Origin of the sequence: Myxococcus sp. CA023 (assembly GCF_010998615.1) — a bacterium.
Taxonomy (GTDB): Bacteria; Myxococcota; Myxococcia; order Myxococcales; family Myxococcaceae; genus Myxococcus.
Genome location: NZ_JAAEAH010000037.1, coordinates 18,854 through 42,489 on the forward strand (window position 1 = coordinate 18,854; position 23,636 = coordinate 42,489).

General features: G+C 69.6%; 27 protein-coding genes. 20 read left to right on the plus strand and 7 right to left on the minus strand.

Translation table 11 applies throughout. From position 1 onward, the window contains the following. Positions 1-120: 120 nt before the first annotated feature. The 4 genes from F8M74_RS17625 (at position 121) to F8M74_RS17640 (ending at position 3,793) form a co-directional block, all read left to right on the plus strand. Positions 121-1,668, plus strand: a complete 1,548-nt coding sequence (locus tag F8M74_RS17625; protein ID WP_141253104.1) for a SulP family inorganic anion transporter — start codon at positions 121-123, stop codon at positions 1,666-1,668. Further along, positions 1,665-2,405, plus strand: a complete 741-nt coding sequence (locus F8M74_RS17630) for a carbonic anhydrase (RefSeq protein WP_141253105.1) — start codon at positions 1,665-1,667, stop codon at positions 2,403-2,405. The genes F8M74_RS17625 and F8M74_RS17630 overlap by 4 nt, the downstream gene beginning before the upstream one ends. A 96-nt stretch (positions 2,406-2,501) precedes the next feature. After that, entirely contained in the window at positions 2,502-3,344 is an 843-nt protein-coding gene (locus tag F8M74_RS17635) for a sulfite exporter TauE/SafE family protein (RefSeq protein WP_141253106.1), read from the plus strand. After that, on the plus strand, positions 3,341-3,793 hold the full coding sequence (locus tag F8M74_RS17640; protein ID WP_171410144.1) for a DUF1634 domain-containing protein: 453 nt from the start codon (positions 3,341-3,343) through the stop codon (positions 3,791-3,793). The genes F8M74_RS17635 and F8M74_RS17640 overlap by 4 nt, the downstream gene beginning before the upstream one ends. Before the next feature lie 6 nt (positions 3,794-3,799). Here F8M74_RS17640 and F8M74_RS17645 read toward each other — a convergent pair whose 3' ends face one another. Genes F8M74_RS17645 through F8M74_RS17670 form a run of 6 tightly spaced genes read right to left on the minus strand, consistent with a single transcriptional unit; the run spans position 3,800 to position 8,830 of the window. Continuing rightward, positions 3,800-4,294 carry a histidine phosphatase family protein gene (locus F8M74_RS17645; RefSeq protein WP_141253108.1) on the minus strand — a complete coding sequence of 165 codons (495 nt, stop codon included), beginning with the start codon at positions 4,292-4,294 and terminating at the stop codon, positions 3,800-3,802. A gap of 59 nt (positions 4,295-4,353) precedes the next feature. Next, positions 4,354-5,298 carry a metallophosphoesterase gene (locus F8M74_RS17650; protein ID WP_141253109.1) on the minus strand — a complete coding sequence of 315 codons (945 nt, stop codon included), beginning with the start codon at positions 5,296-5,298 and terminating at the stop codon, positions 4,354-4,356. 12 nt (positions 5,299-5,310) lie between these two features. Then, positions 5,311-6,675, minus strand: a complete 1,365-nt coding sequence (locus F8M74_RS17655; protein WP_141253110.1) for a cell wall metabolism sensor histidine kinase WalK — start codon at positions 6,673-6,675, stop codon at positions 5,311-5,313. Between the two features lie 13 nt (positions 6,676-6,688). Continuing rightward, positions 6,689-7,369: a response regulator gene (locus F8M74_RS17660; RefSeq protein ID WP_140864458.1), complete on the minus strand. Its 681-nt coding sequence runs from the start codon at positions 7,367-7,369 to the stop codon at positions 6,689-6,691. Positions 7,370-7,394: 25 nt separating this feature from the next. Beyond that, on the minus strand, positions 7,395-7,898 hold the full coding sequence (locus tag F8M74_RS17665) for a hypothetical protein (RefSeq protein ID WP_141253111.1): 504 nt from the start codon (positions 7,896-7,898) through the stop codon (positions 7,395-7,397). After that, positions 7,895-8,830, minus strand: coding sequence for a lipopolysaccharide assembly protein LapB (locus F8M74_RS17670; protein WP_141253112.1), 936 nt, complete (start codon positions 8,828-8,830; stop codon positions 7,895-7,897). The genes F8M74_RS17665 and F8M74_RS17670 overlap by 4 nt, the downstream gene beginning before the upstream one ends. A 163-nt stretch (positions 8,831-8,993) precedes the next feature. Between F8M74_RS17670 and F8M74_RS17675 the strand changes: the two genes are divergently transcribed. After that, on the plus strand, positions 8,994-9,596 hold the full coding sequence (locus F8M74_RS17675) for a DUF177 domain-containing protein (protein ID WP_141253113.1): 603 nt from the start codon (positions 8,994-8,996) through the stop codon (positions 9,594-9,596). A gap of 132 nt (positions 9,597-9,728) precedes the next feature. On the opposite strand, the gene rpmF is transcribed toward F8M74_RS17675, so the two are convergent. Continuing rightward, positions 9,729-9,917, minus strand: a complete 189-nt coding sequence (rpmF, locus tag F8M74_RS17680) for a 50S ribosomal protein L32 (protein ID WP_011554760.1) — start codon at positions 9,915-9,917, stop codon at positions 9,729-9,731. A 443-nt stretch (positions 9,918-10,360) separates the two neighbouring features. Between rpmF and plsX the strand changes: the two genes are divergently transcribed. From plsX to F8M74_RS17755, 15 genes are all read left to right on the plus strand, one after another. Beyond that, entirely contained in the window at positions 10,361-11,422 is a 1,062-nt protein-coding gene (gene plsX / locus F8M74_RS17685) for a phosphate acyltransferase PlsX (protein ID WP_141253114.1), read from the plus strand. A 138-nt stretch (positions 11,423-11,560) separates the two neighbouring features. Continuing rightward, on the plus strand, positions 11,561-12,502 hold the full coding sequence (fabD, locus tag F8M74_RS17690) for an ACP S-malonyltransferase (RefSeq protein ID WP_141253115.1): 942 nt from the start codon (positions 11,561-11,563) through the stop codon (positions 12,500-12,502). Next, positions 12,499-13,248 carry a 3-oxoacyl-[acyl-carrier-protein] reductase gene (gene fabG / locus F8M74_RS17695; RefSeq protein ID WP_011554757.1) on the plus strand — a complete coding sequence of 250 codons (750 nt, stop codon included), beginning with the start codon at positions 12,499-12,501 and terminating at the stop codon, positions 13,246-13,248. The genes fabD and fabG overlap by 4 nt, the downstream gene beginning before the upstream one ends. A 104-nt stretch (positions 13,249-13,352) precedes the next feature. Beyond that, entirely contained in the window at positions 13,353-13,595 is a 243-nt protein-coding gene (acpP, locus tag F8M74_RS17700) for an acyl carrier protein (protein WP_011554756.1), read from the plus strand. 84 nt (positions 13,596-13,679) lie between these two features. Beyond that, positions 13,680-14,933, plus strand: coding sequence for a beta-ketoacyl-ACP synthase II (gene fabF / locus F8M74_RS17705; RefSeq protein ID WP_011554755.1), 1,254 nt, complete (start codon positions 13,680-13,682; stop codon positions 14,931-14,933). A gap of 20 nt (positions 14,934-14,953) precedes the next feature. Further along, the gene (rpiB, locus tag F8M74_RS17710; protein ID WP_090495521.1) at positions 14,954-15,397 is read left to right on the plus strand and encodes a ribose 5-phosphate isomerase B; all 444 of its coding nucleotides are present in this window, start codon (positions 14,954-14,956) and stop codon (positions 15,395-15,397) included. 36 nt (positions 15,398-15,433) lie between these two features. After that, complete coding sequence (gene glyA, locus F8M74_RS17715) at positions 15,434-16,690, plus strand: serine hydroxymethyltransferase (RefSeq protein ID WP_141253116.1); 1,257 nt, start codon at positions 15,434-15,436, stop codon at positions 16,688-16,690. 21 nt (positions 16,691-16,711) lie between these two features. Then, entirely contained in the window at positions 16,712-17,218 is a 507-nt protein-coding gene (nrdR, locus tag F8M74_RS17720; protein WP_090495519.1) for a transcriptional regulator NrdR, read from the plus strand. A 9-nt stretch (positions 17,219-17,227) separates the two neighbouring features. After that, positions 17,228-18,391, plus strand: a complete 1,164-nt coding sequence (gene ribD / locus F8M74_RS17725) for a bifunctional diaminohydroxyphosphoribosylaminopyrimidine deaminase/5-amino-6-(5-phosphoribosylamino)uracil reductase RibD (RefSeq protein ID WP_141253117.1) — start codon at positions 17,228-17,230, stop codon at positions 18,389-18,391. A 51-nt stretch (positions 18,392-18,442) separates the two neighbouring features. Then, positions 18,443-19,105 (plus strand): riboflavin synthase, encoded by a 663-nt coding sequence (locus F8M74_RS17730; protein ID WP_141253118.1) that lies wholly within the window; start codon positions 18,443-18,445, stop codon positions 19,103-19,105. Positions 19,106-19,145: 40 nt separating this feature from the next. Then, positions 19,146-19,649, plus strand: a complete 504-nt coding sequence (gene ribH / locus F8M74_RS17735; protein ID WP_141253119.1) for a 6,7-dimethyl-8-ribityllumazine synthase — start codon at positions 19,146-19,148, stop codon at positions 19,647-19,649. 3 nt (positions 19,650-19,652) lie between these two features. Beyond that, complete coding sequence (gene nusB, locus F8M74_RS17740; RefSeq protein ID WP_141253120.1) at positions 19,653-20,075, plus strand: transcription antitermination factor NusB; 423 nt, start codon at positions 19,653-19,655, stop codon at positions 20,073-20,075. Between the two features lie 30 nt (positions 20,076-20,105). After that, positions 20,106-20,597: a M17 family peptidase N-terminal domain-containing protein gene (locus F8M74_RS17745; RefSeq protein WP_141253121.1), complete on the plus strand. Its 492-nt coding sequence runs from the start codon at positions 20,106-20,108 to the stop codon at positions 20,595-20,597. 55 nt (positions 20,598-20,652) lie between these two features. Next, positions 20,653-21,027, plus strand: coding sequence for a response regulator (locus tag F8M74_RS17750; RefSeq protein WP_011554746.1), 375 nt, complete (start codon positions 20,653-20,655; stop codon positions 21,025-21,027). Further along, positions 21,024-23,612 (plus strand): chemotaxis protein CheA, encoded by a 2,589-nt coding sequence (locus F8M74_RS17755; protein WP_141253122.1) that lies wholly within the window; start codon positions 21,024-21,026, stop codon positions 23,610-23,612. Before F8M74_RS17750 ends, F8M74_RS17755 begins: the two co-directional genes overlap by 4 nt. Positions 23,613-23,636 lie beyond the last annotated feature (24 nt).

A 23,636-nucleotide genomic window follows, 5' to 3' on the forward strand; every position in this document is an offset into this window, starting at 1 on the left:
CAACCGCAATCAATTGGCGTTCCCTCTGAGCCTGACAGAAGGCGGACGGCACGCTCTTTGCGGAGGGCCTCCACGTGAACCAGCGCACGCGGCAGTCGCGGCGACTTGTGTGGAGGTGTGATGTCGACTTTGAAGAGTCCTGAGGGCGCTGCTTCCCCCTGGAAGGCGCTGGCCACGGACCTGCCTGCTTCCCTGGTGGTGTTCCTGGTGGCGTTGCCGTTGTGTATGGGTATCGCGCTGGCTTCAGGCGCGCCCATTGTCAGCGGGCTCATCGCGGGTGTGATTGGCGGCATCGTGGTGGGGCTCTTTGGAGGCGTGCCCCTCCAGGTGAGCGGTCCCGCGGCCGGCCTCGCGGTCATGGTGTTTGGCTTCATCCAGCAGATGGGCCTGGCAATGACGTGCGCGGCGGTGGCCGTCGCGGGCGTGGTGCAGATGATTCTCGGTGGGTTGAAGGTGGCGCGCGGCGCGCTGGCCATCTCTCCCGCCGTCATCCACGGGATGATGGCCGGCATCGGCATCCTCATCGTCCTGGGGCAGGTCCACATCGTGATGGGCGGCGCGCCGCAATCGAGCGCGTGGCAGAACGTGAAGGAGCTGCCGGGACAGATCGCGGACCTTCATGGCGCCGCGACGCTGCTGGGCCTGCTGACCATCGGCCTGATGGTGGCGTGGCAGTTCGTTCCCGGAAAGTTGAAGAAGGTCCCAGGTCCGCTCGTGGCCGTGGTGGGCGCCACCGCGGTGGCGACCTTCATGGGCGCCAACGTGGCCCGGGTGGACCTGCCGGAGAACATCTTCTCCAGCATCCAGCTGCCCACCTTCCCCAAGGGCGACTGGGTCACCTTCGGCACGGCGGTGCTGTCGCTGGCGCTGGTCGCGAGCGCGGAGTCGCTCTTGAGCGCGGTGGCCACGGACAAGATGCACACGGGCCCCCGTGCGAACCTGGACCGCGAACTCTTCGGTCAGGGCCTGGCGAACACGATTTCGGGTCTGGCGGGTGGCCTGCCCATCACCGGCGTCATCGTCCGCAGCGCCACCAACATCACCGCTGGCGCGAAGACGCGGCTGTCAGGCACGCTGCACGGCGTTTGGCTGCTCCTGTTCATCACGTTGCTCGGCTCGGTGGCGGGGCTCGTTCCCCTCACCGTGCTGGCGGGTCTGCTCGTCTTTGTCGGCGCCAAGCTGGTGAACGTGCACCACATCCGTGAGCTCCAGAAGCGCGGGGAGCTGGCCGTGTACCTGGTGACGGTGGCCGGCGTGGTGGGCGTCAACCTGCTGGCTGGTATCGGCATGGGCCTGGCGTTCGCGGTGCTGCGCCTGCTGTGGCACCTGGGCAGCGTCAAGGTGGACGTGCACCAGCAGGCGCATGCGTCCTATCTGGTGCGAATCTCGGGCGCGCTGACGTTCGTCGGCGTCCCCAAGCTGTCCACCGCCCTGGCGCAGGTTCCGTCGGGCTCCAAGGTGGAGCTGGACCTGGCCGTGCAGACGCTGGACCACTCCGGGCACGAAGCCCTGGAGAGCTGGTGCGACACGCATCGCAAGACGGGCGGCTCGGTGTTCGCCGAGTCGCTCGAAGACGTCTGGAGCCGCAAGGGCACGGTGAAGCCGAGCAGCCCCGTGGTCGTTGACGGTCCCAATCACAACTCGCTTGTCTCTGGAGGTGCGCAGTGAGGAAGCTCATTCGCGGTCTGTTGGACTTTCAGCTCAATGCCCGTTCCAGCTACCGGGAGAAGTTCGCGTTGCTGGCACAGGGGCAGAATCCGGATTGCCTCTTCATCGCCTGCGCGGACAGCCGCGTGGTGCCCAACCTGCTCGTGTCCACGGACCCGGGCGCCTTGTTCGTGGTCCGCAACGTCGGCAACATGGTGGCGCCGTCGGATTCGAAGGGGCAGTCCACGGGCGACCAGTCCGAGGCGGCCGCGCTGGAGTTCTCGCTCCGCAACCTGCCGGTGGAGGACATCGTCGTGTGCGGCCACTCGAACTGCGGCGCGATGAAGGCCGTCCTCGCTGGCGGCGTGGGTCCTGAGAACCCGAACCTCAAGGGCTGGCTCGAGCACGGCAAGGCCGCGCTCCAGCGGATGGATGCGAACCCGACGCTGGGTGAGGGCCGGTCGGATTACGATCGCCTGTCCCAGAACAACGTGCTGCTGCAGATGGAGCACATCTCCACCTATCCGTGTGTGAAGGAGCGTCTCGACGCGGGCACCCTGCGGCTGCACGGCTGGTGGTTCGACATCGCCACCGCGCAGGTCCACGCCTGGCGCCCATTGCTGGGCCGCTTCATCCCCATGGACGAACTGGTGGGCGAAGCCCTGCTGCGCGAGCTGGGCACGGACACCCACGCCCCCGGCGCGCTCGCCAACAGCAACGGTGCTCAGCGCATATCGGTGGTGGCCAGCGCGCAGTAGCCCGGTGGAAGCAGGCAACCAGGGGAGCGGCTCGAATCGAGCCATTCTCCTGGTGGCCAAAGGCCGGTGAGGGGGAGAGGATGGGGCGCAGCTTCGATGACTCCCTTCCTCTTCATGCTCGTCGTCCTGGGGTTTTCCGTGGGTGCGGGACTGTTGGGTTCGCTGCTGGGTATCGGCGGCGGGCTCATCCTGATTCCCGTGCTCACGTTGCTCCTGAAAGTGGACATCCAGTACGCGGTGGGGGCGTCCATCGTCTCCGTCATCGCCACGTCCAGCGGCGCGGCGGCGGCCTACGTGCGCGACCGGATGGCCAACACCCGCGTGGCCATGTTCCTGGAGCTGGCGACCACCGCGGGCGCGCTCAGCGGCGCGTTCATGTCCGGGCTGGTGGGTGGGCGCGGCGTGTACCTCGTCTTTGGCGGCGTCATGGCGTGGTCGGCGCTGGTGATGCTGCGGCGGATGCGGGCGAGCGCCGAGGCGCCGGTGCCCGCGGACGCGCTGGCGGACCGGCTGGCGCTGCACGGCAGCTACTGGGATGAGTCGCAGAGCCGTGAGGTGTCCTACCGCGTCACGCGGCCGCTGGCGGGACTGGGGCTGATGTACGTGGCGGGCACGGTGAGCGGCATGCTGGGCATCGGCTCGGGCGCGCTCAAGGTGCCGGCCATGGACCTGGCCATGCGGCTGCCGCTGAAGGTGTCCACGGCCACCAGCAACTTCATGATTGGCGTGACGGCGGCGGCCAGCGCGGGCGTCTACTTCGCGCGCGGCAACATCGACCCGTTCATCGCGGGGCCGGTGTGCGTGGGCGTCACGCTGGGCGCGTGGCTGGGTTCGCGCCACCTGATGGCCCGGGTGAACAGCACGTGGCTGCGCGCGCTCTTCGTGGGCGTGCTGCTGTGGGTGGCCTTCGAGATGCTGCGCAAGGGGTGGGCGCCATGAGCGAGGCACCGAAGCCGGAGCCGCGCAGCCCTGAGGCCGCCACCGCGGCGGTGCAGGACGGCGAGGACGCTTCGCTGCTCCATCCGGAGCTGCTCATCAGTGACTTGCTGCGGTACGGCGTGGCCGCCAGCCTGGCGTTGGTGACGCTGGGCACCGTGGTGACCTTCTTCCGCCACCCGGACTACCTCGTCTCGTCCGAGGCGTTGCAGCGCCTCACCTCGCCGCACCCGGTGCCGCACACGCTGGGGGACGTCGTGGCGGGGGCGCTGGCCGCCCGGGGCCAGGCGTTCGTCATGGCGGGACTGCTGGTGATGATGGCCGTGCCGGTGATGCGGGTGGCCCTGTCGCTGCTCATCTTCCGCCAGCAGAAGGACCGGCTCTACGTGGGAATCACCGCCACGGTGCTGGCCATGCTCGTCCTGTCCTTCCTGCTGGGCGCGGCGCACTGAGGCGCGTCAGCGCAGGTCGCCGGGGCGCTTCACGGGCTTGCCCGGCGTGGCCCACCACGCGAGCGTGAAGCCGCCGTTCTTCAGGGGGTGGAGCGCCAGCGCCGCGCCCTTGCGCAGCTTGTCCGGCAGCTCATGCTCCAGGGCGCGAATGGCCGCGCGCTCCAGCGAGGGGTTGTGGCCCACCAGGGCCCAGCCCGCGCCGCGCTCGCGGCCCAGGTCGATGATGCGCTTGTGCGCGCCGCGCTGGGGCAGCAGGGCGGGGTGGACCTCCACGCCGGACACGCCGAAGGCCTCGGCGAGCAGCTCCGCCGTCTGGACGGCGCGCACCAGCGGACTGGTGATGATGCCGCGCAGAGGCGTGAGGCGTGCCAGCTTGCGTGCGTGGTGGCGGAAGGCCGCGCGGCCTTCCGGGGTGAGGGCGCGCGCCTCATCGCCCAGGACGTGAGAGTCCTCCGCGACGGCGTGGCGGATGAACAGCAGCGGCAGCTCGCGTGCAGACATGGTGAGCGCCGTGAATCACTCCGGACGTCCCCGCGCAAGCAACGGACTGGCGACAACGTCTACCCTTCAAAATCGTTGAGCGCGTCCACGGGAAGCGGCGCCGCGCCCGTCACGGTTCCGTCCAGGTCCGTGGGCAACGAGGCGGGGTCGACCTCCGGGGAGGGACGACTGTCCATGGGCGTGGCTGCGGCGCGCGAGGCGGCCCCTGGCGGCGGGCGGAGCACCGGGCCCGGCGGTGGCAGGCCGGAGTGGCGCCGCGCGGCCTCCATCAGCGCGTTGTGGTGGCGGTAGCGCGCCTCCACCAGCTTGTGGACCAGGAGCGGTCCGCCGGGGACGCGGCGCGCGGTGAGGGCCTGGGTGGCCTTGCGCACCGGGTAGCGCACCCGGCGAATCTGCACCCGCCAACCCTTGGGCGTGAAGGTGAAGACGCCGTAGGCGGGGCGCAGGTCTCCGTCCCGGGGGATGCCCGCGCTGGCCACGTCCGCGATGAGCATGCGACCCACGCGGCGGCGGTAGGGGAAGTGCAGGTGCCCGAAGGCGCAGGCCGCCGCGTCCAGGTGGCTGAAGAAGCGGCGCACCGCGACGTCATCCAGCGTGGGGTCCAGCGACTCCTCGAGGTTGCGCGGGTTGGCGTGGCAGACGAAGAGGTCCTGTCCCTTGCGCGGCGTGTAGCGCACGGAGAAGGGCAGGGCGCCCAGCTTCTCCAGCAGCGCGCCGCCCAGCTGGTCCCGCGTCCAGCGCAGCAGCTCCGTCTTCCAGTGATCCTTCTCCCGGTAGGCGCCGCCCAGGTAGTTGCCCGCCAGGTAGCAGTCGGTGTTGCCCATCAGGACGGAGTCACACCGGTCGAAGAGCAGGTCCACCGTCTCCCGGGGATGGGCGCCACGCAGCGCCAGGTCTCCGGCCGCGACGATGTAGTCGGGCGCGACAGAGCGGGCGATGTCCTCGAGGACGGCCTCGCAGGCAGGAAGATTGCCGTGGATGTCCGCGAGGATGGCGACCCGCATGGTCACTCCATCCTACCCTGTCGCCGCGCTCGATGAAGCCGCCAGGGGCAGAAAAATGGTGAAGGTGCTCCCCTCGTTGGGTTGGCTCTCCACCTTGACCTCGCCGTCCATGGCCTGCAGCAGGTGCTTGACGATGGCGAGCCCCAGTCCGGTACCGCCCATGTCCCGGCTGCGGCCTTTGTCCACCCGGTAGAAGCGCTCGAAGATGCGCGACTGGTGCTTGGCCTCGATGCCCACCCCCGTGTCCTTCACCCGCACCACGCAGCGGCCTTGCTCGCACGCACCGTAAACATCCACCCGGCCACCCGCGGGCGTGTACTTCACCGCGTTGTCCAGCAGATTGAGCAGCACCTGTTCCACGGCCCGGGGGTCCCCCACCGCGAGTAGACTTGGGGGGACGTGGAGTGAAACCAGCTGGCCCTTGCCCTCGGCCTTGGGACGCACGGTGTCGGCGGCGCGGGCGGCGGCGTCGGCCAGGGTGACGCGGGCGAGCTTCAGGCTCACCTCGCGCGACTCCAGGCGGGACAGTTCCAGCAGGTCCTCCACCAGTTCGGACAGGCGTTCGGATTGGCGGTGGATGATTTCCACCATCTTCGGCGCCATGACGGGGTCATTGAGGGCCCCGCCCTGGAGCGTCTCCGCGTAGCCGCGGACGGCGGTGATGGGCGTGCGCAGCTCGTGCGACACGTTGGCCACGAAGTCCTTGCGCACCTTCTCCAGCCGGCGCAGCTCGGTGACGTCGTGGAAGACGGCGGCGCTGCCCGGCAAATCCTTGGCCAGCGGCGTCACCCGGATGGAGAGCGTGCGCGGGAAGTGGTCGTCCAGCGTGAGCTCCAGGTGGCTGGATGCGCTCTCCCGGCAGGCGCGCATCACGGCGTCGTGCAGCGCCTCGTTCCGGATGAGGGCCAGGGGGCGCTGGCCGGTGAGCGGGCTGCTCGTGGACGCCAGCAGGGGCCGGAGCGCGTCGTTGTGGCGCACCACCGTGCCCTCTTCGTCCGTCACCCAGACGCCTTCCGTCATGCCGTCCAGCACGGCGGTGAGGGTGCGCGCCTCCTGGGTGAGCGCCGTGTTGCGCGCGGACAGCTGGGCGTGCAGCGAGTCGATGGCGCCTTCGAGCCCGGCCACCTCGTCCAGCCGCTCAGGGACGCCAGGCGCGGCGGTGGGGGGGCCGCCCTCGGCGCGCTCCCGGGTGTGGCGGGCCAGCAGGGTGAGCTGTCGCTGCAGCGTTCCGCGGCTCACGCCCAGGGACATGAGGGAGCCGGCGAGCGCGACGAGTGCCGCGGCGAAGACCTCCTTCGGCCCGTCGAGGAGGGCGACGAGCGTCGCGACGACGACGGCGGGCAGCAGGAGCGGAAGGAGTGTGGCGCGCAGGGGCATGGGTGGGGCGGCCTCACGGAGGGCTGAGCTTGTAGCCCACGCCGCGCACCGTCTCGATGATGTCCCCGGCGGGGCCCAGCTTCTCGCGCAGCCGCTTGATGTGCGTGTCCACGGTGCGGGTGTGAATCTCCGCCTGGATGCCCCAGACGTCCGACAGCAGCACCTCGCGCGTCTGCACCCGGTCCGAGCGCTCCAGCAGCGTGCGCAGCAGGCGGAACTCCAGCGCGGTGAGGAGCACTTCCTCGCCCTTCACGCGCACCTGGTGGCGGGTGGTGTCCAGGCTGATGTCGCCGGAGGCGAGCACCGCGGAGGGCCCGTCCTCCGCGTCCGCGCGGCGCAGCACGGCCTTGACGCGCAGGAGGAGCTCGCGGACGGAGAAGGGCTTCACCACGTAGTCGTCCGCGCCCAGCTCCAGGCCCTGCACCCGGTCGGACTCCTGGCCCTTCGCGCTGACGATGATGACGGACGCCTTGCGCAGCTCGGTGTCCGCCTTGAGCATGCGCAGCACCTCGCTGCCCGCCACGTCCGGCAGCATCAGGTCCAGCAGCACCAGGTCTGGCGGATGCGCGCGCGCCTTGGCGAGCCCGCTCGCGCCGGTGTTGGCCGTCTCCGTTTCGAAGCCCGCCGCCCGCAGGTTGTAGTCGACGAGGCCCGCCAGGTCCTGCTCGTCCTCGATAATCAGGATGCGCGACATGAAGCCCTCTCGAGTCCCTCCGCGCTCAGGGCGCGATGGACGGATTGCAATCTCCACCGGTCAGCGTCAGAGGCGCGGCAATCACCGGGGCGTTGTCGCCCGCGTTGACCTCACGGAGGTAGTTGCACGAACTCCCCAGGAAGCCGGGCGGGGTCCCCGTGGTGATCGCCTCGATGACGAGCGCGTAGTCTCGGCCCACCGGCACGTCCACCGCCAGCTCCAGGCTTCCTCCCGACTGGAGGGTCGCCAGGTCCACTGGGAAGCGGAGGGCCCTGCCCTCGCGTCCCTGGGTGTCCTTCAGCACCACCAGGTCGTCACGCCGCACCTGGGTGCCCAGGCACGTGCGCTGAATCTCGGTGCAGCTGCGGCTGGAGCCCCGCGACACCACGGCCACCTGCAGGGCCTGGACGTCGTTGGCCACCGCGCGCTCCATCGTCAGGGCGAGCGGAAAGCGGCCCGCGGGCTCGGCGTCAGGGCCGCACGCGCCAAGGCCGAGCAGCAACAGCGGGGACAGGAGGCGCAGGCTCATGGGGTGGGGGGCTCCACGCGGATGGTGATGGGAACGCGGCCCCGCTCTTCGCCGGAGGTCAGCGCCACGATGCCGGCGGTGGCGCCAATGGCCACCGCGCCCACGCCCACCCAGAGCCAGGGGCTCTTGTACCAGGGGCGGGAGGACGGGTCGGCGGCGGCGCCGGCGCGCATGGCCCGGGGCGCTACCTGGAAGATGAGCGGCTGGAAGGAGTCTCCCCGGCCCGCGAGCCGGCGCTGCGCCGCGTCCGCGACCTCGAAGTAGTACTCCATCTCGTAGGCCTCGGCCTCGGTGGGCACCTCGTAGGCCGGCAACACCGCGCGGTAGCGCTCGCGGGGGCGGCCGTCGGGGCCTCGCTCACGCGCGAAGTCCACCGAGTTGTAGGCCTCGTCACCGGCGCGCCGGTAGAAGAGGCGCGCGCGGGCGCCCAGCGCCAGGTCCTGGATGGAGGCCTCCACGACGACGGGCTCGCCACCCGGCGGATCAGGGATGGGGTCCACGTCCAGGGTGACGGGGCGGACGCGCCGGCTCTTGATGTCCTCGCGGATGCGCGCGTAGAGGGCGCGCAGCTTGGGCGGGGAGCTGCGGGGGAGCTCGTAGTCCGGCCGGGCCTGGAGCAGCTTCTCGTAGGCGTCGCGCGCCTGGGGCTCGTCCCCCAGGTAGAGGGCTGTGAGGCCCAGCAGGCGGTACATCTCCACCAGCTGATCATCCGTCAGGTCCGGCGCATCCAGGCCTTCCAGGAGGGTGCGACGTGCGTCTTCGAACTCGCCCTGGTCGAACTGCTCGCGGGCCTCGGTGATGGCCGGGCTGGCCGGGCCGAGCTGCGAGAGAACAGGCTCAGGGAAGAGGGGCCGGCTCCAGCCCGGTCGGGCACCCAGGCCCAGCACCAGGAGCAGGGCCCACCCGCGCAACCGCCAGCCGTGTGCGTGCATCGATTCGTACCTATCAAAACGTTATCGAGAGAATCCACGAAGGCCGGCCCATCGGGGGTGACGGCGCGGTGACATCTTCGTGGCGGTGTTGCACGAGGGCGTGTTGACGCTGGAGGGGCCACCCTCTATGTTGCGCGCCCCTTTTGGCCTGGAAGTAGCGTAAATGCTCGTAAAGGTTGATCAAATCAAGGACGCAGGGCTGAAGCTCGAGGAGCCCGTCAATCTCGAGCTGCTCGGTGAGACGCTGGGAGGCGCTGCCTCCGGCGAGGATACCGGATTCCGGGCCACGGCCCCGGCGACGTTGAAGGCGTCGCTGCGCAAGCTGAGCGGCGGCGTGCTGCTGGAGGGGCGCTTCACGGTGGACGTCACCAGCCCCTGCAAGCGCTGCCTCACCGACGTGGCCACGAAGGTGCCCGTGGAGTTCACGCTCAACCTGGTGCCGGAGTCCCTGGCTCGGGGCGACGACTTCAAGGATGACGACGAGAAGGCCATGGAGAAGAAGGAGCGCAGCCAGGGTGAGTCTGGCGGCTCCTTCGAACTGAACGACGCGGATCAGGAACTCTTCGACGGGAAGACCATCAACCTGGACCCCATCGTCCGCGAGCAGCTCCTGCTGGCCCTGCCGATGAACGCCGTGTGCCGGGACGACTGCAAGGGCCTGTGCTCGCAGTGCGGCGCGAACCGCAACGACGTCGCCTGCTCCTGTGAAACCCGGCCCGTGGATCCGCGGCTGGCGCCGCTGAAGAACATCAAGCTCAACAACTGAAGTGAGCCTGGAGTGCAGGGCCGCCTCGTGAGAGGGGGCCCTGAAACGACAAGGGCCGCGGCCTCCACAGGATGGAGACGCGGCCCGTCGTGTTTCGCAGCGCCCGGGAAGGGCGCTGTATGTGGCTGTGTGTCAGGCCTCGGCCTGAGCGACCACTTCACGGCCCTTGTACTGGCCGCAGGACGTGCAGGCGCGGTGAGGCATCACCGGCTCCTTGCAGTTCGGGCACTTGGTCACCTGCACGGCGCTCCGCAGGTTGTTGTTGGCCGCACGGCGGCGGTCGCGACGCATCTTCGAAGTACGCTTCTTGGGGACACCCACGGCTCACCTCTATATTCGACCCCGACCCGGAGCGTTCGCGCCGGTCCGGACCGGTTGAGTCCAATGTCTTTCGCGCTGTGCCGGGGTCCCCGGCTCCGTGCGCAACACTCTCTGCTCGAAACCGGTCTGGGGCGGTCGCACGAAGGCTCCCGTACTCCATGTCCGGCTTCGGAAGGCGGCGGACCCTAGCGGCTCGAAGCCCCCGAGTCAATGCGGCAACGCGGGAGGGCCCGTTATCTCCCGGGCACCGTCTATCTCGGACGGTGCCCGGTGACAACGCCCATGGCGCGGGCGCCATTCTTCCGGCCGTGCCCCGGGGCGTGTCAGCCAGTCGTTGCCCCCCTGGAGGGTTCCTGCTGTGCTGCGCGCCGCCCGCCCCCCGGCGGGTGGGATACCGACACCGATAGCCGCCGGGACGCCTGGCGGGCAAGGAGAGGGTGGGGATGAGGCTGGTGCTGGATGCCATGGGCGGCGATCACGCGCCCGCCGCCCCCGTGGAGGGTGGGGTGCTCTTCGCGCGGGCCCACCCCGGTCACCAGGTGCTCCTGGTGGGGGACGAGGCGAAGGTGGCGCCCCTGCTGGGCAAGCTGCGGCCTCCGTCCAACCTCCAGGTCCACCACGCCTCTGAAGTCGTGGAGATGGACGAGCACGCCTCGACCGCCTTCCGCCGCAAGCGGGACTCCTCCCTCCGGGTGGGCTTCGAGCTGGTGCGGGACGGCCGGGCGGAGGCGCTCGTCTCGGCGGGTAACTCCGGCGCCGTCATGGCCGGGGGCCTGCTCACGCTGGGACGGCTGCCGGGCGTGGAGCGTCCCGCCATCGCCGCGCTCTTCCCCGCGCTCAAGGGTGGCGGCCGGTGCCTGCTCCTGGATGCGGGCGCCAACGTGGATTGCAAGCCGACGCACCTGGCCCAGTTCGCCGTCATGGGGGAGGCCTACGTGCGCGCGCGCATGGGCGTGGCCCGGCCCCGGGTGGCCGTGCTCTCCAATGGAGAGGAGTCCTCCAAGGGGACGCCGCTCACCCGGGAGGCCAGTGGGCTGCTGCGGCGCTCGGATCTGGACTTCGTGGGGTACGTGGAGGGCAAGGACCTCTTCTCCGGCGAGGTGCAGGTGGTGGTGACGGACGGGTTCACCGGAAACGTCGTCCTGAAGACATCCGAGGGCGTGGGCATGGGCGTCATTGGCATGCTGCGTCAGGCCATCGAACGGCGCGGCGGGCTGGCGGAGAAGGTGGGGGCGATGCTGCTCCAGCCCGCGCTGGCCGGGCTTCGCCGGGTGGTGGACTACGCCGAGTACGGCGGGGCGCCCCTGCTGGGCATCCAGGGGGTGGGCATCGTCGCGCATGGGCGCTCCACGCCCCGGGCCCTCTTCAACGCGCTGGGCGCGGCGCTGGCCATGGCGGAGGGGGGCGTGCAGGCGGAGTTGACGCGTTGCATCGGGCGCGCGGGGGCGTGGCTTCCGACCCATCCGAAGGGAAAAAGAGCGACAGACGCGGGCGTTTCCGATTAGAGCCTTCGCCCGGAGCGTGCAGGCCGCCTCGGGCTGGTGGCGGGGCGCCTCGCGGAAATTGCTGGCTCAACCTGGTCAGGTACGGCAACAGGGCGTCCAGCCTGCGGCCCCGGCCGCTGAAGAGGAGGCAGAGTCCGCATGTCGAAGGTCGCGTTCGTGTTCCCCGGGCAAGGCAGCCAGGCCGTGGGGATGGGCAAGGACCTGTATGAGAAGTTCCCCGAGGCCCGGGCCGTGTTCGACGCGGTCGACGCCGCCCTGGGGGAGAAGCTCTCCACCCTCTGCTTCGAGGGCCCGGACGAGGCGCTGAAGCTCACGGCCAACACCCAGCCGGCCATCCTCACGGTGTCGCTGGCGGCGCACGCGGTGTTCGCGAAGCGGGGACCGGTGCCGTCTTTCGTGGCGGGGCACTCGCTGGGCGAGTACTCGGCGCTGGTGGCGGCGGGCGCCATGGACCTGGGCGACGCGGTCCGGGCGGTGCGCGCGCGCGGCACCTTCATGCAGGAGGCGGTGCCCGCGGGCGTGGGCGCCATGGCCGCGGTGCTGGGCCTGGTTCCGGAGAAGGTGAAGGCGGCTTGTGACGCGGCGGCCGAGGGGCAGGTGGTGTCGCCGGCGAACTACAACTCGCCCGAGCAGACGGTCATCGCCGGTGACGCGGCGGCCGTGGAGCGCGCCGGGGTGAAGTGCAAGGAGGCCGGCGCCAAGCGCGTGATGCCCCTGCCGGTGTCTGCCCCCTTCCACTGCGCGCTGATGGCGCCGGTGCAGCCTCGGCTGGCGGAGGTGCTGGGCCGCATCCAGGTGTCCGCGCCGTCCGTGCCGGTGGTGACCAACGTGGAGGCCCGTCCCAACGCGGACGCGTCGCGGGTGGTGCCGCTGCTCCTGGAGCAGGTGAGCTCGCCGGTGCGCTGGATTGAGTGCGTGGAGGCGCTGAAGGCCGAAGGCGTCACCCGCATCATCGAGCTGGGGCCGGGCAAGGTGCTGGTGGGCCTGGTCAAGCGCATCACCAAGGACATCGAGCTGTTCAACGTCGAGGACTCCGCGAGCCTGGACAAGGCGCTCGCGGCACTGGGGGTGGCACCATGAGCGGCTTCAAGGACAAGGTCGTGCTCGTGACGGGTGGCTCGCGCGGCATCGGCCGGGCGTGTGCGGTGGCCTTCGCCAAGGCGGGGGCCTCCACCGTGGTCATCAGCTATGCGGGCAACGAGGCGGCGGCCCAGGAGACGGTGGCCCTGCTCCAGGCGGAAGGCGCCAAGGCGGAGGCCATCCGCTTCGACGTGTCCGACAGCGCCGCCTGCGCCAGCGCAGTGGACGGCATCGTCAAGGGCCACGGCCGGCTGGACGTGCTCGTCAACAACGCGGGCGTCGCGGTGGACGGCCTGGTGATGCGGGTGAAGGACGAGGACTGGGACAAGCAGCTGGACACCAACCTCAAGGGCGCCTTCTCGCTCATCCGCGCTGTCAGCCGGCCCATGATGAAGCAGAAGGGCGGCGCCATCATCAACATCACCTCCGTGGTGGGGGAGATGGGCAACGGCGGTCAGGCGGCCTACTCGGCGTCCAAGGCGGGGCTCATCGGCCTGACCAAGTCCGTGGCGCGCGAGCTGTCCAGCCGGAACATCCGCGTCAACGCCGTGTCCCCTGGCTTCATCGGGACGGACATGACGCATCAGATCAATGACGAGATGCGCCAGAAGATGCTGGAGGGCATCCCCCTGGGTCGGCTGGGCAATCCGGAGGAGGTCGCCGGTGCCGTGCTCTTCCTGGCGGGGGACGCCGCGTCCTACATCACCGGCGAGGTCCTGAAGGTCAACGGCGGAATGTACATGTAACCCACGGTTGGATTGCCGCCGGGCGTGGGATATACCGCGCCCGCTTTCGACATGGTCCGGGAAGCCAGCCGGGCCACATCTGGTTCCTGGAGGGTTCTACACTTATGTCGACGTCAACCATTGAGGCCAAGGTCAAGTCCATCATCGCCGACCAGCTCGGTGTCGGAGAGGATGAGATCAAGCCGGAGTCCTCCTTCATCGAGGACCTGGGCGCGGACAGCCTCGACATCGTGGAGCTCGTCATGGCGATGGAAGAGGAGTTCGAGGTCGAGATTCCCGACGAAGAGGCGGAGAACATCAAGACCGTCAACGACGCCGTCAGCTACATCAACACCCACAAGAAGTAGGCAGCACCACGGCGTGCCGGGGTGCGGGGCGGCGCCGCGTTATGCGCGGCGTCCCCGGTGTCCCAGGCGCCACCGGAGAGGACCGTGTCACAACGTCGAGTCGTCGTCACCGGAACCGGGCTTGTTTCGGCTCTGGGAACCGGAACCGAGAAGAACTGGCAGGCGTTGATCGCCGGCAAGTCGGGTATTGCCCAGGTCACGCGCTTTGACGTTGGCAAAATCGACACGCGCATCGCGGGCGAGGTGAAGGACTTCGAGCCCGAGGCGTTCATCGAAAAGCGCGAAGTGCGCCGGATGGACCTGTATGCGCAGTTCGCGTTGGCCGCCGCGCAGATGGCCGTGACGGAGTCGGGCATTCCCATTGGCCCGGATGCGCCGCACGGCTACATCCCGGAGAAGGTCGGCGTCATCGTCGGCTCGGGCATCGGCGGTATCTCTTCGCTGGAAGAGCAGCACCGCAAGGGGTTGGAGAAGGGGTTCGACCGGTTGTCGCCCTTCTTCATCATCCAGATGATCATCAACATGGCGCCGGGCCTCATCTCCATGCGGTACAACTGCAAGGGGCCGAACTGGGCGCCGGTGTCTGCGTGCGCCACCAGTGCCCACGCCATTGGCGAGGCCTGGAAGTCCATCCGCCTGGGTGAGACGGACGCGGTCATCGCCGGCGGCGCCGAGGCGGCCATCACCCCGTTGGGGCTGGGTGGCTTCTCGGTGATGAAGGCGCTGTCCACGCGCAATGATGATCCGGCCGGGGCCAGCCGTCCCTTCGACAAGGACCGTGACGGCTTCGTCATGGGCGAGGGCGCGGGCATCCTGGTGCTGGAGGAGATGGAGGCCGCGAAGAAGCGCGGCGCCAACATCCTGGCGGAGGTGGTGGGGTACGGCGCCAACTCGGACGCGTACCACGTCACCCAGCCGGCGCCGGAAGGCGAGGGCGCGGCGCGCTGCATGCGGCTGGCGCTCCAGTCCGCGGGGATGAACCCGGAGGACGTGGGCTACATCAACGCTCACGGCACCTCGACGCCGTTCAACGACGCGAATGAGACGAAGGCCATCAAGACGGTGTTCGGCGACCACGCGCGGAAGATCGCCGTGTCGTCGACCAAGTCGATGACGGGCCACATGCTCGGCGCGGCGGGTGGCTTCGAGGGCGTGGTCAGCGCGCTGGCGCTGGCGCGCAACATCCTGCCGCCCACCATCAACCAGACGACGCCTGATCCGGACTGCGACCTGGACTACGTGCCCAACCAGGCGCGTGAGGCCCGGGTGGACGCGGTGATGAGCAACTCGTTTGGCTTCGGCGGCACCAACGCCGTGCTGGTGTTCAAGCGCTTCTAGCAGTCCCAGGAGAAACCCGCGTGAAAGTCATCCTCGCTTCAGACCACGCGGGACTGGAGCTCCGGCAGGAGCTGGTGGCCGCGCTCACCGCGCGGGGCGTGGCCCACGAAGACGTGGGTCCCGTCACGCGGGACTCGGTGGACTATCCGGACTTCGCCGCGCGGGTGTCCCGCGCCGTGGCGTCCGGGGAGGCCACCCTGGGCGTGCTGGTGTGTGGCACTGGCATTGGCATGAGCATCGTCGCCAACAAGCACAAGGGCATCCGGGCGGCCCTGTGCACCACGGAGTTCGAGGCCCGGATGGCCCGGGCCCACAATGACGCCAACGTGCTGTGCCTGGGCCAGCGCGTGGTGGGGGCCGGCGTGGGCCGCGCCATCCTGGAGGCGTTCCTCAGCACTGCTTTCGAAGGCGGCCGCCACGAGCGGCGCGTCCAGATGATTCGCGAGGCCGAGTCCCAGGGCTAACGGCCCCGCCGTACCCGTCGTTCGAGGGAGTCCGCCATGGAGAACATCCGTACGCTGGCCGAAGTGGACCCGGAGATTGCCCGCGTCCTCCGCGAGGAGACCCAGCGCCAGGAGGAAGGGCTGGAGCTCATCGCTTCGGAGAACTTCGTCTCTCCGGCGGTGATGGAGGCGGTGGGCTCGGTGCTCACCAACAAGTACGCGGAAGGCTACCCTGGCAAGCGCTACTACGGCGGCTGCGAGGTGGTGGACGTCGCGGAGAACCTGGCCATCGCCCGCGCCAAGGACCTGTTCGGCGCGGACGCGGTCAACGTGCAGGCGCACTCCGGCAGCCAGGCCAACATGGGCGCCTTCATGGCGCTGATGAAGCCGGGCGACACCATGCTGTCGCTCGACCTCAACTCCGGCGGTCACCTCACCCACGGCGCCACGTTCAACTTCTCCGGCAAGCTCTACAAGGTCGTCCACTACGGCCTGACGCGTGACACGGAGACCATCGACTTCGCGCAGGTGGAGTCGCTGGCCAAGGAGCACAAGCCGAAGGTCATCGTCGTGGGCGCCAGTGCGTACCCGCGCACGCTGGACTTCGCGAAGTTCCGAGAGATCGCCGACGCGGTGGGCGCGGCCATGCTGGTGGACATGGCGCACATCGCCGGCCTGGTGGCCGCGGGCGTGCACCCCTCGCCGGTGCCGGTGGCGGACATCGTCACCAGCACCACGCACAAGACGCTGCGCGGTCCGCGTGGCGGCTTGGTGCTGAGCCGCGAGCCCTACGCCAAGGCCATCAACAGCCAGATCTTCCCCGGCATCCAGGGCGGTCCGCTGATGCATGTCATCGCCGGCAAGGCGGTGGCCTTCAAGGAGGCGCTGTCGCCGGAGTTCAAGGCGTACCAGCGGCAGATTGTCGCCAACGCGAAGGCGCTGGCGGAGGCGCTCCAGCGCGCGGGCCTGCGGCTGACGTCCGGTGGCACGGACAACCACCTGATGCTGGTGGACCTGCGCCCCAAGAAGCTCACGGGCAAGGTGGCCGAAGCGGTGCTGGACAAGGCCGGCATCACCGTGAACAAGAACATGATTCCGTTCGACCCGGAGAAGCCGATGACCACGTCCGGCGTCCGGGTGGGCACGCCGGCCATCACCACGCGCGGCATGCGCGAGGCGGAGATGGCGGTGGTGGGGCGGCTCATCGGCGAGGCGCTGGACGCCGCGCAGGACGACGCCGCGCTGGCCCGCATCAAGGGGCAGGTGAAGGAGCTTTCGCAGGGATTCCCGCTCTACGCATCGCGGTTGAAGTAGATTGGCGGGCCGTACCCTTCCATGCGCTGCCCCTTCTGTCAGGACGCCGAGAACAAGGTCATCGACTCCCGTGAGTCACACGAGGGCTCCGTCATCCGGCGGCGCCGCGAGTGCCTGACCTGCAAGCGCCGCTTCACCACGTATGAGCGGGTGGAGGAGCTCTACCCGCTCATCGTGAAGAAGGACGGGCGGCGCGAGGCGTTCGACCGGGAGAAGATCGTCAACGGGCTGAAGAAGGCGTGTGAGAAGCGGCCCGTGTCCGCGGATCAGCTCGAGGAGACGGTGGTCGCCATCGAGCGGCAGCTGCAGGGCATGGGCGAGAAGGAAGTGCCCTCGTCCGTCATCGGCGAGGAGATCATGCGCCGGCTGCGGCAACTGGACGAGGTGGCCTATGTCCGCTTCGCGTCCGTGTACCGCAGCTTCCGCGACATCGCGGAGTTCATGGACGAGCTGAAGGCCCTGCGCGAGGCGGAGGCGCGCGAGCAGCGCCAGTCGCCTCCCTCGGCACCGGTGGACAAGGGCGGTTAGAGAAAGCACATGCGGCTGTTGACACGGGCAAGGTTGGAAGCGACACGGGCGCCCCGGGCGAAGCGAGCAGCGGACTTCGACCGGGCGGTGGCTGAGTTCTTCATGCGCATCGCGCTGGAGGAAGCCGCCAAGGGCCTGGGCCGCACCAGCCCCAACCCCGTCGTGGGCGCGGTGCTGGTGAAGGGCGGGCGCATCATCGCCCGCGGCTACCACAAGAAGGCGGGCAGCGCGCACGCGGAGGTCGTCGCACTGGAGGCCGCCGGTGCGCGCGCGAAGGGCGCGGACCTCTACACCACGCTGGAGCCGTGCGACCACTACGGGCGTACCCCGCCGTGCAGCATGGCCATCATCGAGGCGGGCGTCCGGCGCGTCATCTGCGCGTCGGCGGACCCCAACCCGAAGGTGAGTGGCAAGGGCGTGGCGCGGATGCGGCGCGCCGGCCTCAAGGTTCTCACGGGCGTGCTCGCGGAGGAGGCGGACCGCCTCAACCGGCCCTTCTTCAAGATGATTCGCACCGGCCTGCCCTGGGTGACGCTCAAGGCGGCGGTGACGCTGGATGGGAAGCTGGCCACCGCCACCGGTGACTCGCGCTGGGTGACGGGGGCGCCGGCGCGCGCCTGGGTCCACCGGCTGCGTGACTCCGTGGACGTCATCCTGGTGGGCGCGAACACCGTCCGGAAGGACGACCCGAAGCTGACCACGCGGCTGCCCGGAGGCGGTGGGAAGGACCCGCTGCGCGTGGTGGTGGACAGCCACCTACGCCTGTCCCCGGGCTACACCGTCTTCACTCAGCGCAGCCCCGCGCGCACCGTGGTGGCCACGCTGGAGGACCCGGAGGGCCGCAAGGCGCGGCGCTTCCTGGCCCAGGGTGTGGACGTCTGGCAGCTCCGCGAGAAGTCGGGACAGGTGGACCTCAAGGCCCTGCTGCGGCGGCTGGCGAAGGGCGGCCACAACCACGTCATGGTGGAGGGCGGCGCGGAGATGTACGGCTCCTTCCTGCGCGGCCACCTGGCGGACTCGCTGTCGCTGTTCCTGGCGCCCAAGCTGATTGGCAGCCCGGGCTTGTCGTGGGCCGGCGACCTGGGTGTGAAGGAGATGGCCCAGGCCCTGGCGGTGAAGGACCTCGCCTTCGAACGCCACGGTGACGACATCCTGCTCCAGGCGCTGCTGTAGGACACGAGCGGCCGTGGGCGTAGACGGGGCCGGTCCGTTATAAGCGGCCCCATGTTTACCGGCCTCATTCAGGACCTTGGCAGGGTGGAGCGCGTCATTCCCGGTGGGATGACCGACCTGTGGATTCACACCTCGCTGGGCGCGGCGGCCTTCGAGCTGGGCGAGTCGATTGCCGTCAACGGCGCCTGCCTTACGGTGGTGGAGCGCACGGGCGACACCTTCCGCGTTCAGGCCGCGCCAGAGACGCTGCGGCGGACGACGCTGGCGTCCGTGAAGCCCGGAGACCGGGTGAACCTGGAGCGGGCCCTGGCGCTGGGTGACCGGCTGGGCGGGCACCTGGTCTCTGGCCACGTGGACGCCGTCAGTGAGGTGCTGGAGACGTACCCGGAGGGGGGCTCCTGGGTGATGGGGTTCCGGCTGCCGGAGGAACTGGCGCCGTACTTCATCGAGAAGGGCTCGGTGGCCATCGACGGCATCAGCCTCACCGTCAACACGCTGGATGCGGACCGGTTCCGGGTGCAGCTCATCCCGGAGACGCAGGAGCGCACCACCTTGAAGGCGCGGGGCGTGGGCTCGAAGGTGAACCTGGAGGCAGACCAGATTGGCAAGTACGTGGCGCGGCTGTTCGCGCTCCAGCGGGGCCAGGGTGCCCCCAGGGGCGGTGGCGGGCTGACGGCGGCGGCCATCGCGGCCGCGGGGTTTGGCACGCCGTAGCAGGCGACGCCGGGCCCCGGGGTGGTGTAGGAAGCGCGGCATGCCTCGCTACTTCGACGGTGACTTTCTACCCCCCAAGGGCCGCTTCGCCATCTGCGTGGCCCGCTTCAACGGCTTCATCACCGAGGAGCTGGCCAAGGGCGCCGTGGACACGTTGGTGCGCCACGGCGTGGCTGACGCGGACATCGACGTGTACCGCTGCCCCGGAACCTATGAGCTGCCCGGTCTGGTCCGGCGCGTGACGGAGACGCGGCAGTACGTGGGCGTCGTCACTCTGGGCGCCGTCATCCGGGGCGGGACGCCGCACTTCGACTACGTGGCGGGCGAGTGCGCCAAGGGCATTGGCGCGGTGGCCTTCGAGGCCGCGGCGGCCACCCCGGCCACGACGGTCACCTTCGGCGTGCTGACGACGGACACGGTGGAACAGGCCATCGACCGGGCGGGCGTGAAGGCGGGGAACAAGGGAGCGGAGGCCACACTGGCCTGCATCGAGATGGTCAATCTTTACGCGAAGATGTCGGCGACGGACGGAAGGAAGGCGTAGGTCATGGGCGCGCGAAGAACGGGACGTGAGCGTGCGCTGCAGGCGCTCTACCAGTTGGAGATGGCCACCGCGACGACGGCCGAGGCGCTGGAGTCGGCCTGGTCGGCCGCCGAGGAGAGCAACAAGCGGGACCCGGACGCGGTGAGGTTCGCCCGGGAACTGGTGGAAGGTGTGCAGTCCCATCGGGACGAAATCGACCAGCTCATCGAACGGCACAGCCACAACTGGCGCCTGGACCGCATGTCGCGCATCGACCGGAACGTGCTGCGCCTGGGTATCTTCGAGCTGAAGTACCGCCCGGACATCCCCCGCAAGGTGTCCATCAACGAGGCGGTGGAGCTGGGCAAGAACTTCGGCAATGAAGAATCGAGCGCGTTCGTCAACGGGCTCCTGGACCGCGTCGCGGTCGCCTTGAACAAGCCGTGAGCCGCTGACGCCAGCCGCGAGGGACGCGCCGTGAGCCAGACGACGACGCACGACATCGGATTGGAGGGCCTGGACACGCTCGGCGGGGTGGACGCGCTCTGCCTCTTCATCGCCGAGGATGACCGGCCCCTGCCGTCCTCCGCGGGCTTCGTGGACTGGCGGCTGTGTGGCTCGCTCTCGCGGGTGCTCAAGGCCGGCTTCTTCACGGGCGCAAAGGATGACTGGCTGCTGCTGCCCTCGGACGGAAAGCTGGCGGTGCCCCGTATCTTCGTCGTGGGGCTGGGCGCGCGTCAGCGGCTGGACGCGGGCACGTTGAACGACGCGATGGCTGAAGCGGGACGGGTGCTGTCCAAGGCCCGGGTGGAGTCCGTGGCGCTGGAAGTGCCCGCCGGTGGCCAGGTGGAGGACGCCGCGCGGGCAGAGGCTTTCCAGAAGGGCTTCCTGCCCGCGTTCAAGGGCGGACGGGTGGCGGTCCTGGCGGACAAGGGACTCGTCAAGTCGCTGCCTGCACGCAAGGGCTGACGCTCGGCGGGCGGGCGGGCCTTCTGCTAGCATGTCTCGCCCGGGGCGAGCGCACATGCGTGTCAAGGTGTTGATTGTCGAGGACTCGAAAGCATCGCGCGAGTACATCGCCGCGATGGTCGAGGCCGTGGAGGGCGTCGAGGTGGTGGTGACCTCGAGCGGCTTCGAGGCCCTGAAGCTGCTGCCGCGTCACCGCTTCGAGCTCATCATCACCGACATCAACATGCCTGACATCAACGGGCTGGAGCTCATCAACTTCGTCAAGAAGAACCCCAACTACCGCGAAGTGCCGCTCTTCATCATCACCACGGAGGGGCGCGATCAGGACCGCGAGCGCGGGCTCGCGCTGGGCGCCGCGGAGTATCTGGTCAAGCCCTTCCTCCCCGGGAGCCTCGAAGCGCTCCTGCGGCGCTACCTGAAGCTGCCGTGAGTCCGGGAAGCAAGGCGCTGGCCGAGTTCGTGGCCGAGGCGACGGAGATTCTCGACGCCCTGGCCAGGGACTTGCTCGTGCTCGACGAGCGCCGGGGCTACGAGGCGGACCCGGACCTGGTCAACGGCATCTTCCGCGCGGCGCATTCGCTCAAGGGGTTGTCCGGGCTGTTCGGCCAGGAGCGCATCTCCCGGCTGGCGCATGGGACGGAGGACCTGCTCGACAGGCTTCGGCTGGGGAAGCTGCTGCTGGACGGCGCGGTCCTGGATGCGCTGATTGAAGCGCTGGATGCGTTCCAGGCGCTGCTGGGCGAGGCCGCTCGCGGCACGGAGAGCGAAAGCCTGTCCGCCCGCGTGGAGGCGATGGCCGCGCGGATGGCGTCGATGGGCGCTCCGACGGAGGTTGCCGCGGACGACCCGCTGGACCGGTTGGAACTGGAGGCGCAGGTCCGCTCCGTCTTCACGGAGTACGAGGAACACCGGCTGCGGGAGAACGTGCGGCGGGGTGTGTCGCTGTGGCGCGTACGGGCCGCCTTTGATTTGTCCGACTTCGACAAGGGACTGGCGGAGCTCAACGCGAGGCTCAAGCCGCTGGGCGAGGTCATCAGCACGCTGCCGTCCGCGCAGCCGGGTGGCGCGCATGGCATCGCGTTCGACCTGATTTTCGGTGCGCAGGTCGACCGTGTGTCCCTGGAGACGGGACTGAAGGGGACGCCCGCGGAGCTGTCCGCGCTGACGGTGCGCCCGGCCGCGGCGGCTGCGACGAGCGCGCTGCTTCAGGCCGCGCAACCCGCCGCGACGATTCGCGCGTCCGGGGGAGCGAAGTCGGAGACGCGGCCTGGAGACGCGGCGACGCACGATGGGGACGCAGGCTCTGCTCAGGACGCAGCGGCAGGGGGCCTCGCGGCACCTGATGTGCCCGTCCGCGTGACTGATGCGGCCCCAGAGGCGTCGCGGAAGGGCGCAACGCCCTCGCGCGGCTCCCGAAGCTCCGCAATCCGAGGCACGTCCGCGGACGCCAAGGATTCGCCTGTGGCGGGACATTCGACGTCGCCCAAGGGCGGCGGCAAGAAGAAGGGTGCGCGCGCGACGCCCGCTGCGATGCCTCCCGAGGCGCAGCCGCCGCTCCTTTCGCACGTACCGGAAGACACGGAGCCCGGGCTCCTGGAATGGCCCACGTCGGACGCCGACGTACCTGCCAATGCCGGCGGCTCGCCTTCACCGACTCCCGTGCCCGGACCCTCCAGCGTGCCCGTCGTCGCCTACCTCCAGGGCGCCGCCAAGGCATCACCCAAGGGGCTCTCGGTAGCCCCAGCGGCACCGGCTGGCGCCCCCGTGAGCGCCCCAGCGGCGCTGACGGCGGACACGTCGCTGCGCTCCCTGACGCAGACCGTGCGGGTGGACATCGGTCGCCTGGATGGCCTCATCAACATGGTGGGCGAGTTGCTGCTCATCAAGGCCAACCTCCAGCGGCTCGCGGAGTCCGCGAGGCAGGACGGCGCGGTGGCGCTCTCCAAGCTGTTCGGCCAGGAGCTGGCGCGCGAAACGCGAGGCCTGGAGCGCAAGCTGGAAGCCCTCCAGGAAGGCCTCCTCGAGGCGCGGATGGTCCCCGTAGGCCAGGTGTTCGACAAACTGGCACGGCTGGTGCGCCGCATCACCCGCGAGGCGGGCAAGGAAATCGAGCTCGCCATCAGCGGCGGCGAGGTGGAGCTGGACAAGCTCATCGTCGAGGAACTCAGCGACCCGCTGATGCACCTCATCCGCAATGCCATCGACCACGGCGTCGAATCCCCCGACGCCCGTCTGGCCGCGGGCAAGCCCCGTCGCGCGGTGGTGGGCCTGCGCGCCGAGCAGAAGGGCAACCACGTCGTCATCGAGGTGAGTGACGACGGCTCCGGCATCGACGAGGTGCGCGTGCGCGAGGTGGCCATCACGCGCGGCCTCATCACCTTTGCGCAGGCCCAGGAGATGAGCCGGAGGGAGCTGCTCAACCTCATCTTCCAGCCCGGCTTCTCCACCGCCCGCAGCGTGTCCGAGCTCTCCGGCCGGGGCGTCGGCCTGGACGTGGTGAAGAACAACCTGGGCAACCTGTCGGGCATCATCGACGTGTGGAGCGAGCGCGGAAAGGGCACCGCCTTCCACCTCACGCTCCCCGTCACGCTGGCCATCATTCGCGCGCTGCTGGTGGGCGTCAGTGGCCGCACCTACGCGGTGCCGCTCAACAGCGTGCTGGAAATCATCTCCGTCCAGCCCAAGGACATCCGCACCGTGGAGCGGCGCGAGGTCCTGGACCTGCGCGGACAGACGTTGCCCTTCGTGCGGCTGTCTCGCATGTTCGCCCTGCCGGAGCGCCCGGTGAGCCGCCACTTCGTGGTGGTGGTGGGCCTGGCCCAGGAGCGCCTGGGCATCGCCGTGGACGAATTGCACGGTCAGCAGGACATCGTCACCAAGCCCCTGGGGGGCCGGCTCCAGTCCGTCCGGGGCATCTCCGGCGCCACCGACCTGGGCAACCGGCGCACCGTCCTGGTGCTGGACGTGGCGGCGCTCCTGGAAGAGGGCATGGCAGTGGAGCGGCGTCGCGCCTGACCCTCGCTGCGGACGGGCGCGCCG

What these genes read in the sequence shown, in the direction of transcription:
- F8M74_RS17625 (WP_141253104.1), top strand. Translation starts at nt 121, where the DNA reads ATGTCGACTTTGAAGAGTCCTGAGGGCGCTGCTTCCCCCTGGAAGGCG.
- F8M74_RS17635 (WP_141253106.1), top strand. Translation starts at nt 2,502, where the DNA reads ATGACTCCCTTCCTCTTCATGCTCGTCGTCCTGGGGTTTTCCGTGGGT.
- F8M74_RS17640 (WP_171410144.1), top strand. Translation starts at nt 3,341, where the DNA reads ATGAGCGAGGCACCGAAGCCGGAGCCGCGCAGCCCTGAGGCCGCCACC.
- F8M74_RS17645 (WP_141253108.1), bottom strand. Translation starts at nt 4,294, where the DNA reads ATGTCTGCACGCGAGCTGCCGCTGCTGTTCATCCGCCACGCCGTCGCG.
- F8M74_RS17650 (WP_141253109.1), bottom strand. Translation starts at nt 5,298, where the DNA reads ATGCGGGTCGCCATCCTCGCGGACATCCACGGCAATCTTCCTGCCTGC.
- F8M74_RS17655 (WP_141253110.1), bottom strand. Translation starts at nt 6,675, where the DNA reads ATGCCCCTGCGCGCCACACTCCTTCCGCTCCTGCTGCCCGCCGTCGTC.
- F8M74_RS17660 (WP_140864458.1), bottom strand. Translation starts at nt 7,369, where the DNA reads ATGTCGCGCATCCTGATTATCGAGGACGAGCAGGACCTGGCGGGCCTC.
- F8M74_RS17665 (WP_141253111.1), bottom strand. Translation starts at nt 7,898, where the DNA reads ATGAGCCTGCGCCTCCTGTCCCCGCTGTTGCTGCTCGGCCTTGGCGCG.
- F8M74_RS17670 (WP_141253112.1), bottom strand. Translation starts at nt 8,830, where the DNA reads ATGCACGCACACGGCTGGCGGTTGCGCGGGTGGGCCCTGCTCCTGGTG.
- F8M74_RS17675 (WP_141253113.1), top strand. Translation starts at nt 8,994, where the DNA reads ATGCTCGTAAAGGTTGATCAAATCAAGGACGCAGGGCTGAAGCTCGAG.
- plsX (WP_141253114.1), top strand. Translation starts at nt 10,361, where the DNA reads ATGAGGCTGGTGCTGGATGCCATGGGCGGCGATCACGCGCCCGCCGCC.
- fabD (WP_141253115.1), top strand. Translation starts at nt 11,561, where the DNA reads ATGTCGAAGGTCGCGTTCGTGTTCCCCGGGCAAGGCAGCCAGGCCGTG.
- fabG (WP_011554757.1), top strand. Translation starts at nt 12,499, where the DNA reads ATGAGCGGCTTCAAGGACAAGGTCGTGCTCGTGACGGGTGGCTCGCGC.
- acpP (WP_011554756.1), top strand. Translation starts at nt 13,353, where the DNA reads ATGTCGACGTCAACCATTGAGGCCAAGGTCAAGTCCATCATCGCCGAC.
- glyA (WP_141253116.1), top strand. Translation starts at nt 15,434, where the DNA reads ATGGAGAACATCCGTACGCTGGCCGAAGTGGACCCGGAGATTGCCCGC.
- nrdR (WP_090495519.1), top strand. Translation starts at nt 16,712, where the DNA reads ATGCGCTGCCCCTTCTGTCAGGACGCCGAGAACAAGGTCATCGACTCC.
- ribD (WP_141253117.1), top strand. Translation starts at nt 17,228, where the DNA reads ATGCGGCTGTTGACACGGGCAAGGTTGGAAGCGACACGGGCGCCCCGG.
- F8M74_RS17730 (WP_141253118.1), top strand. Translation starts at nt 18,443, where the DNA reads ATGTTTACCGGCCTCATTCAGGACCTTGGCAGGGTGGAGCGCGTCATT.
- ribH (WP_141253119.1), top strand. Translation starts at nt 19,146, where the DNA reads ATGCCTCGCTACTTCGACGGTGACTTTCTACCCCCCAAGGGCCGCTTC.
- nusB (WP_141253120.1), top strand. Translation starts at nt 19,653, where the DNA reads ATGGGCGCGCGAAGAACGGGACGTGAGCGTGCGCTGCAGGCGCTCTAC.
- F8M74_RS17750 (WP_011554746.1), top strand. Translation starts at nt 20,653, where the DNA reads ATGCGTGTCAAGGTGTTGATTGTCGAGGACTCGAAAGCATCGCGCGAG.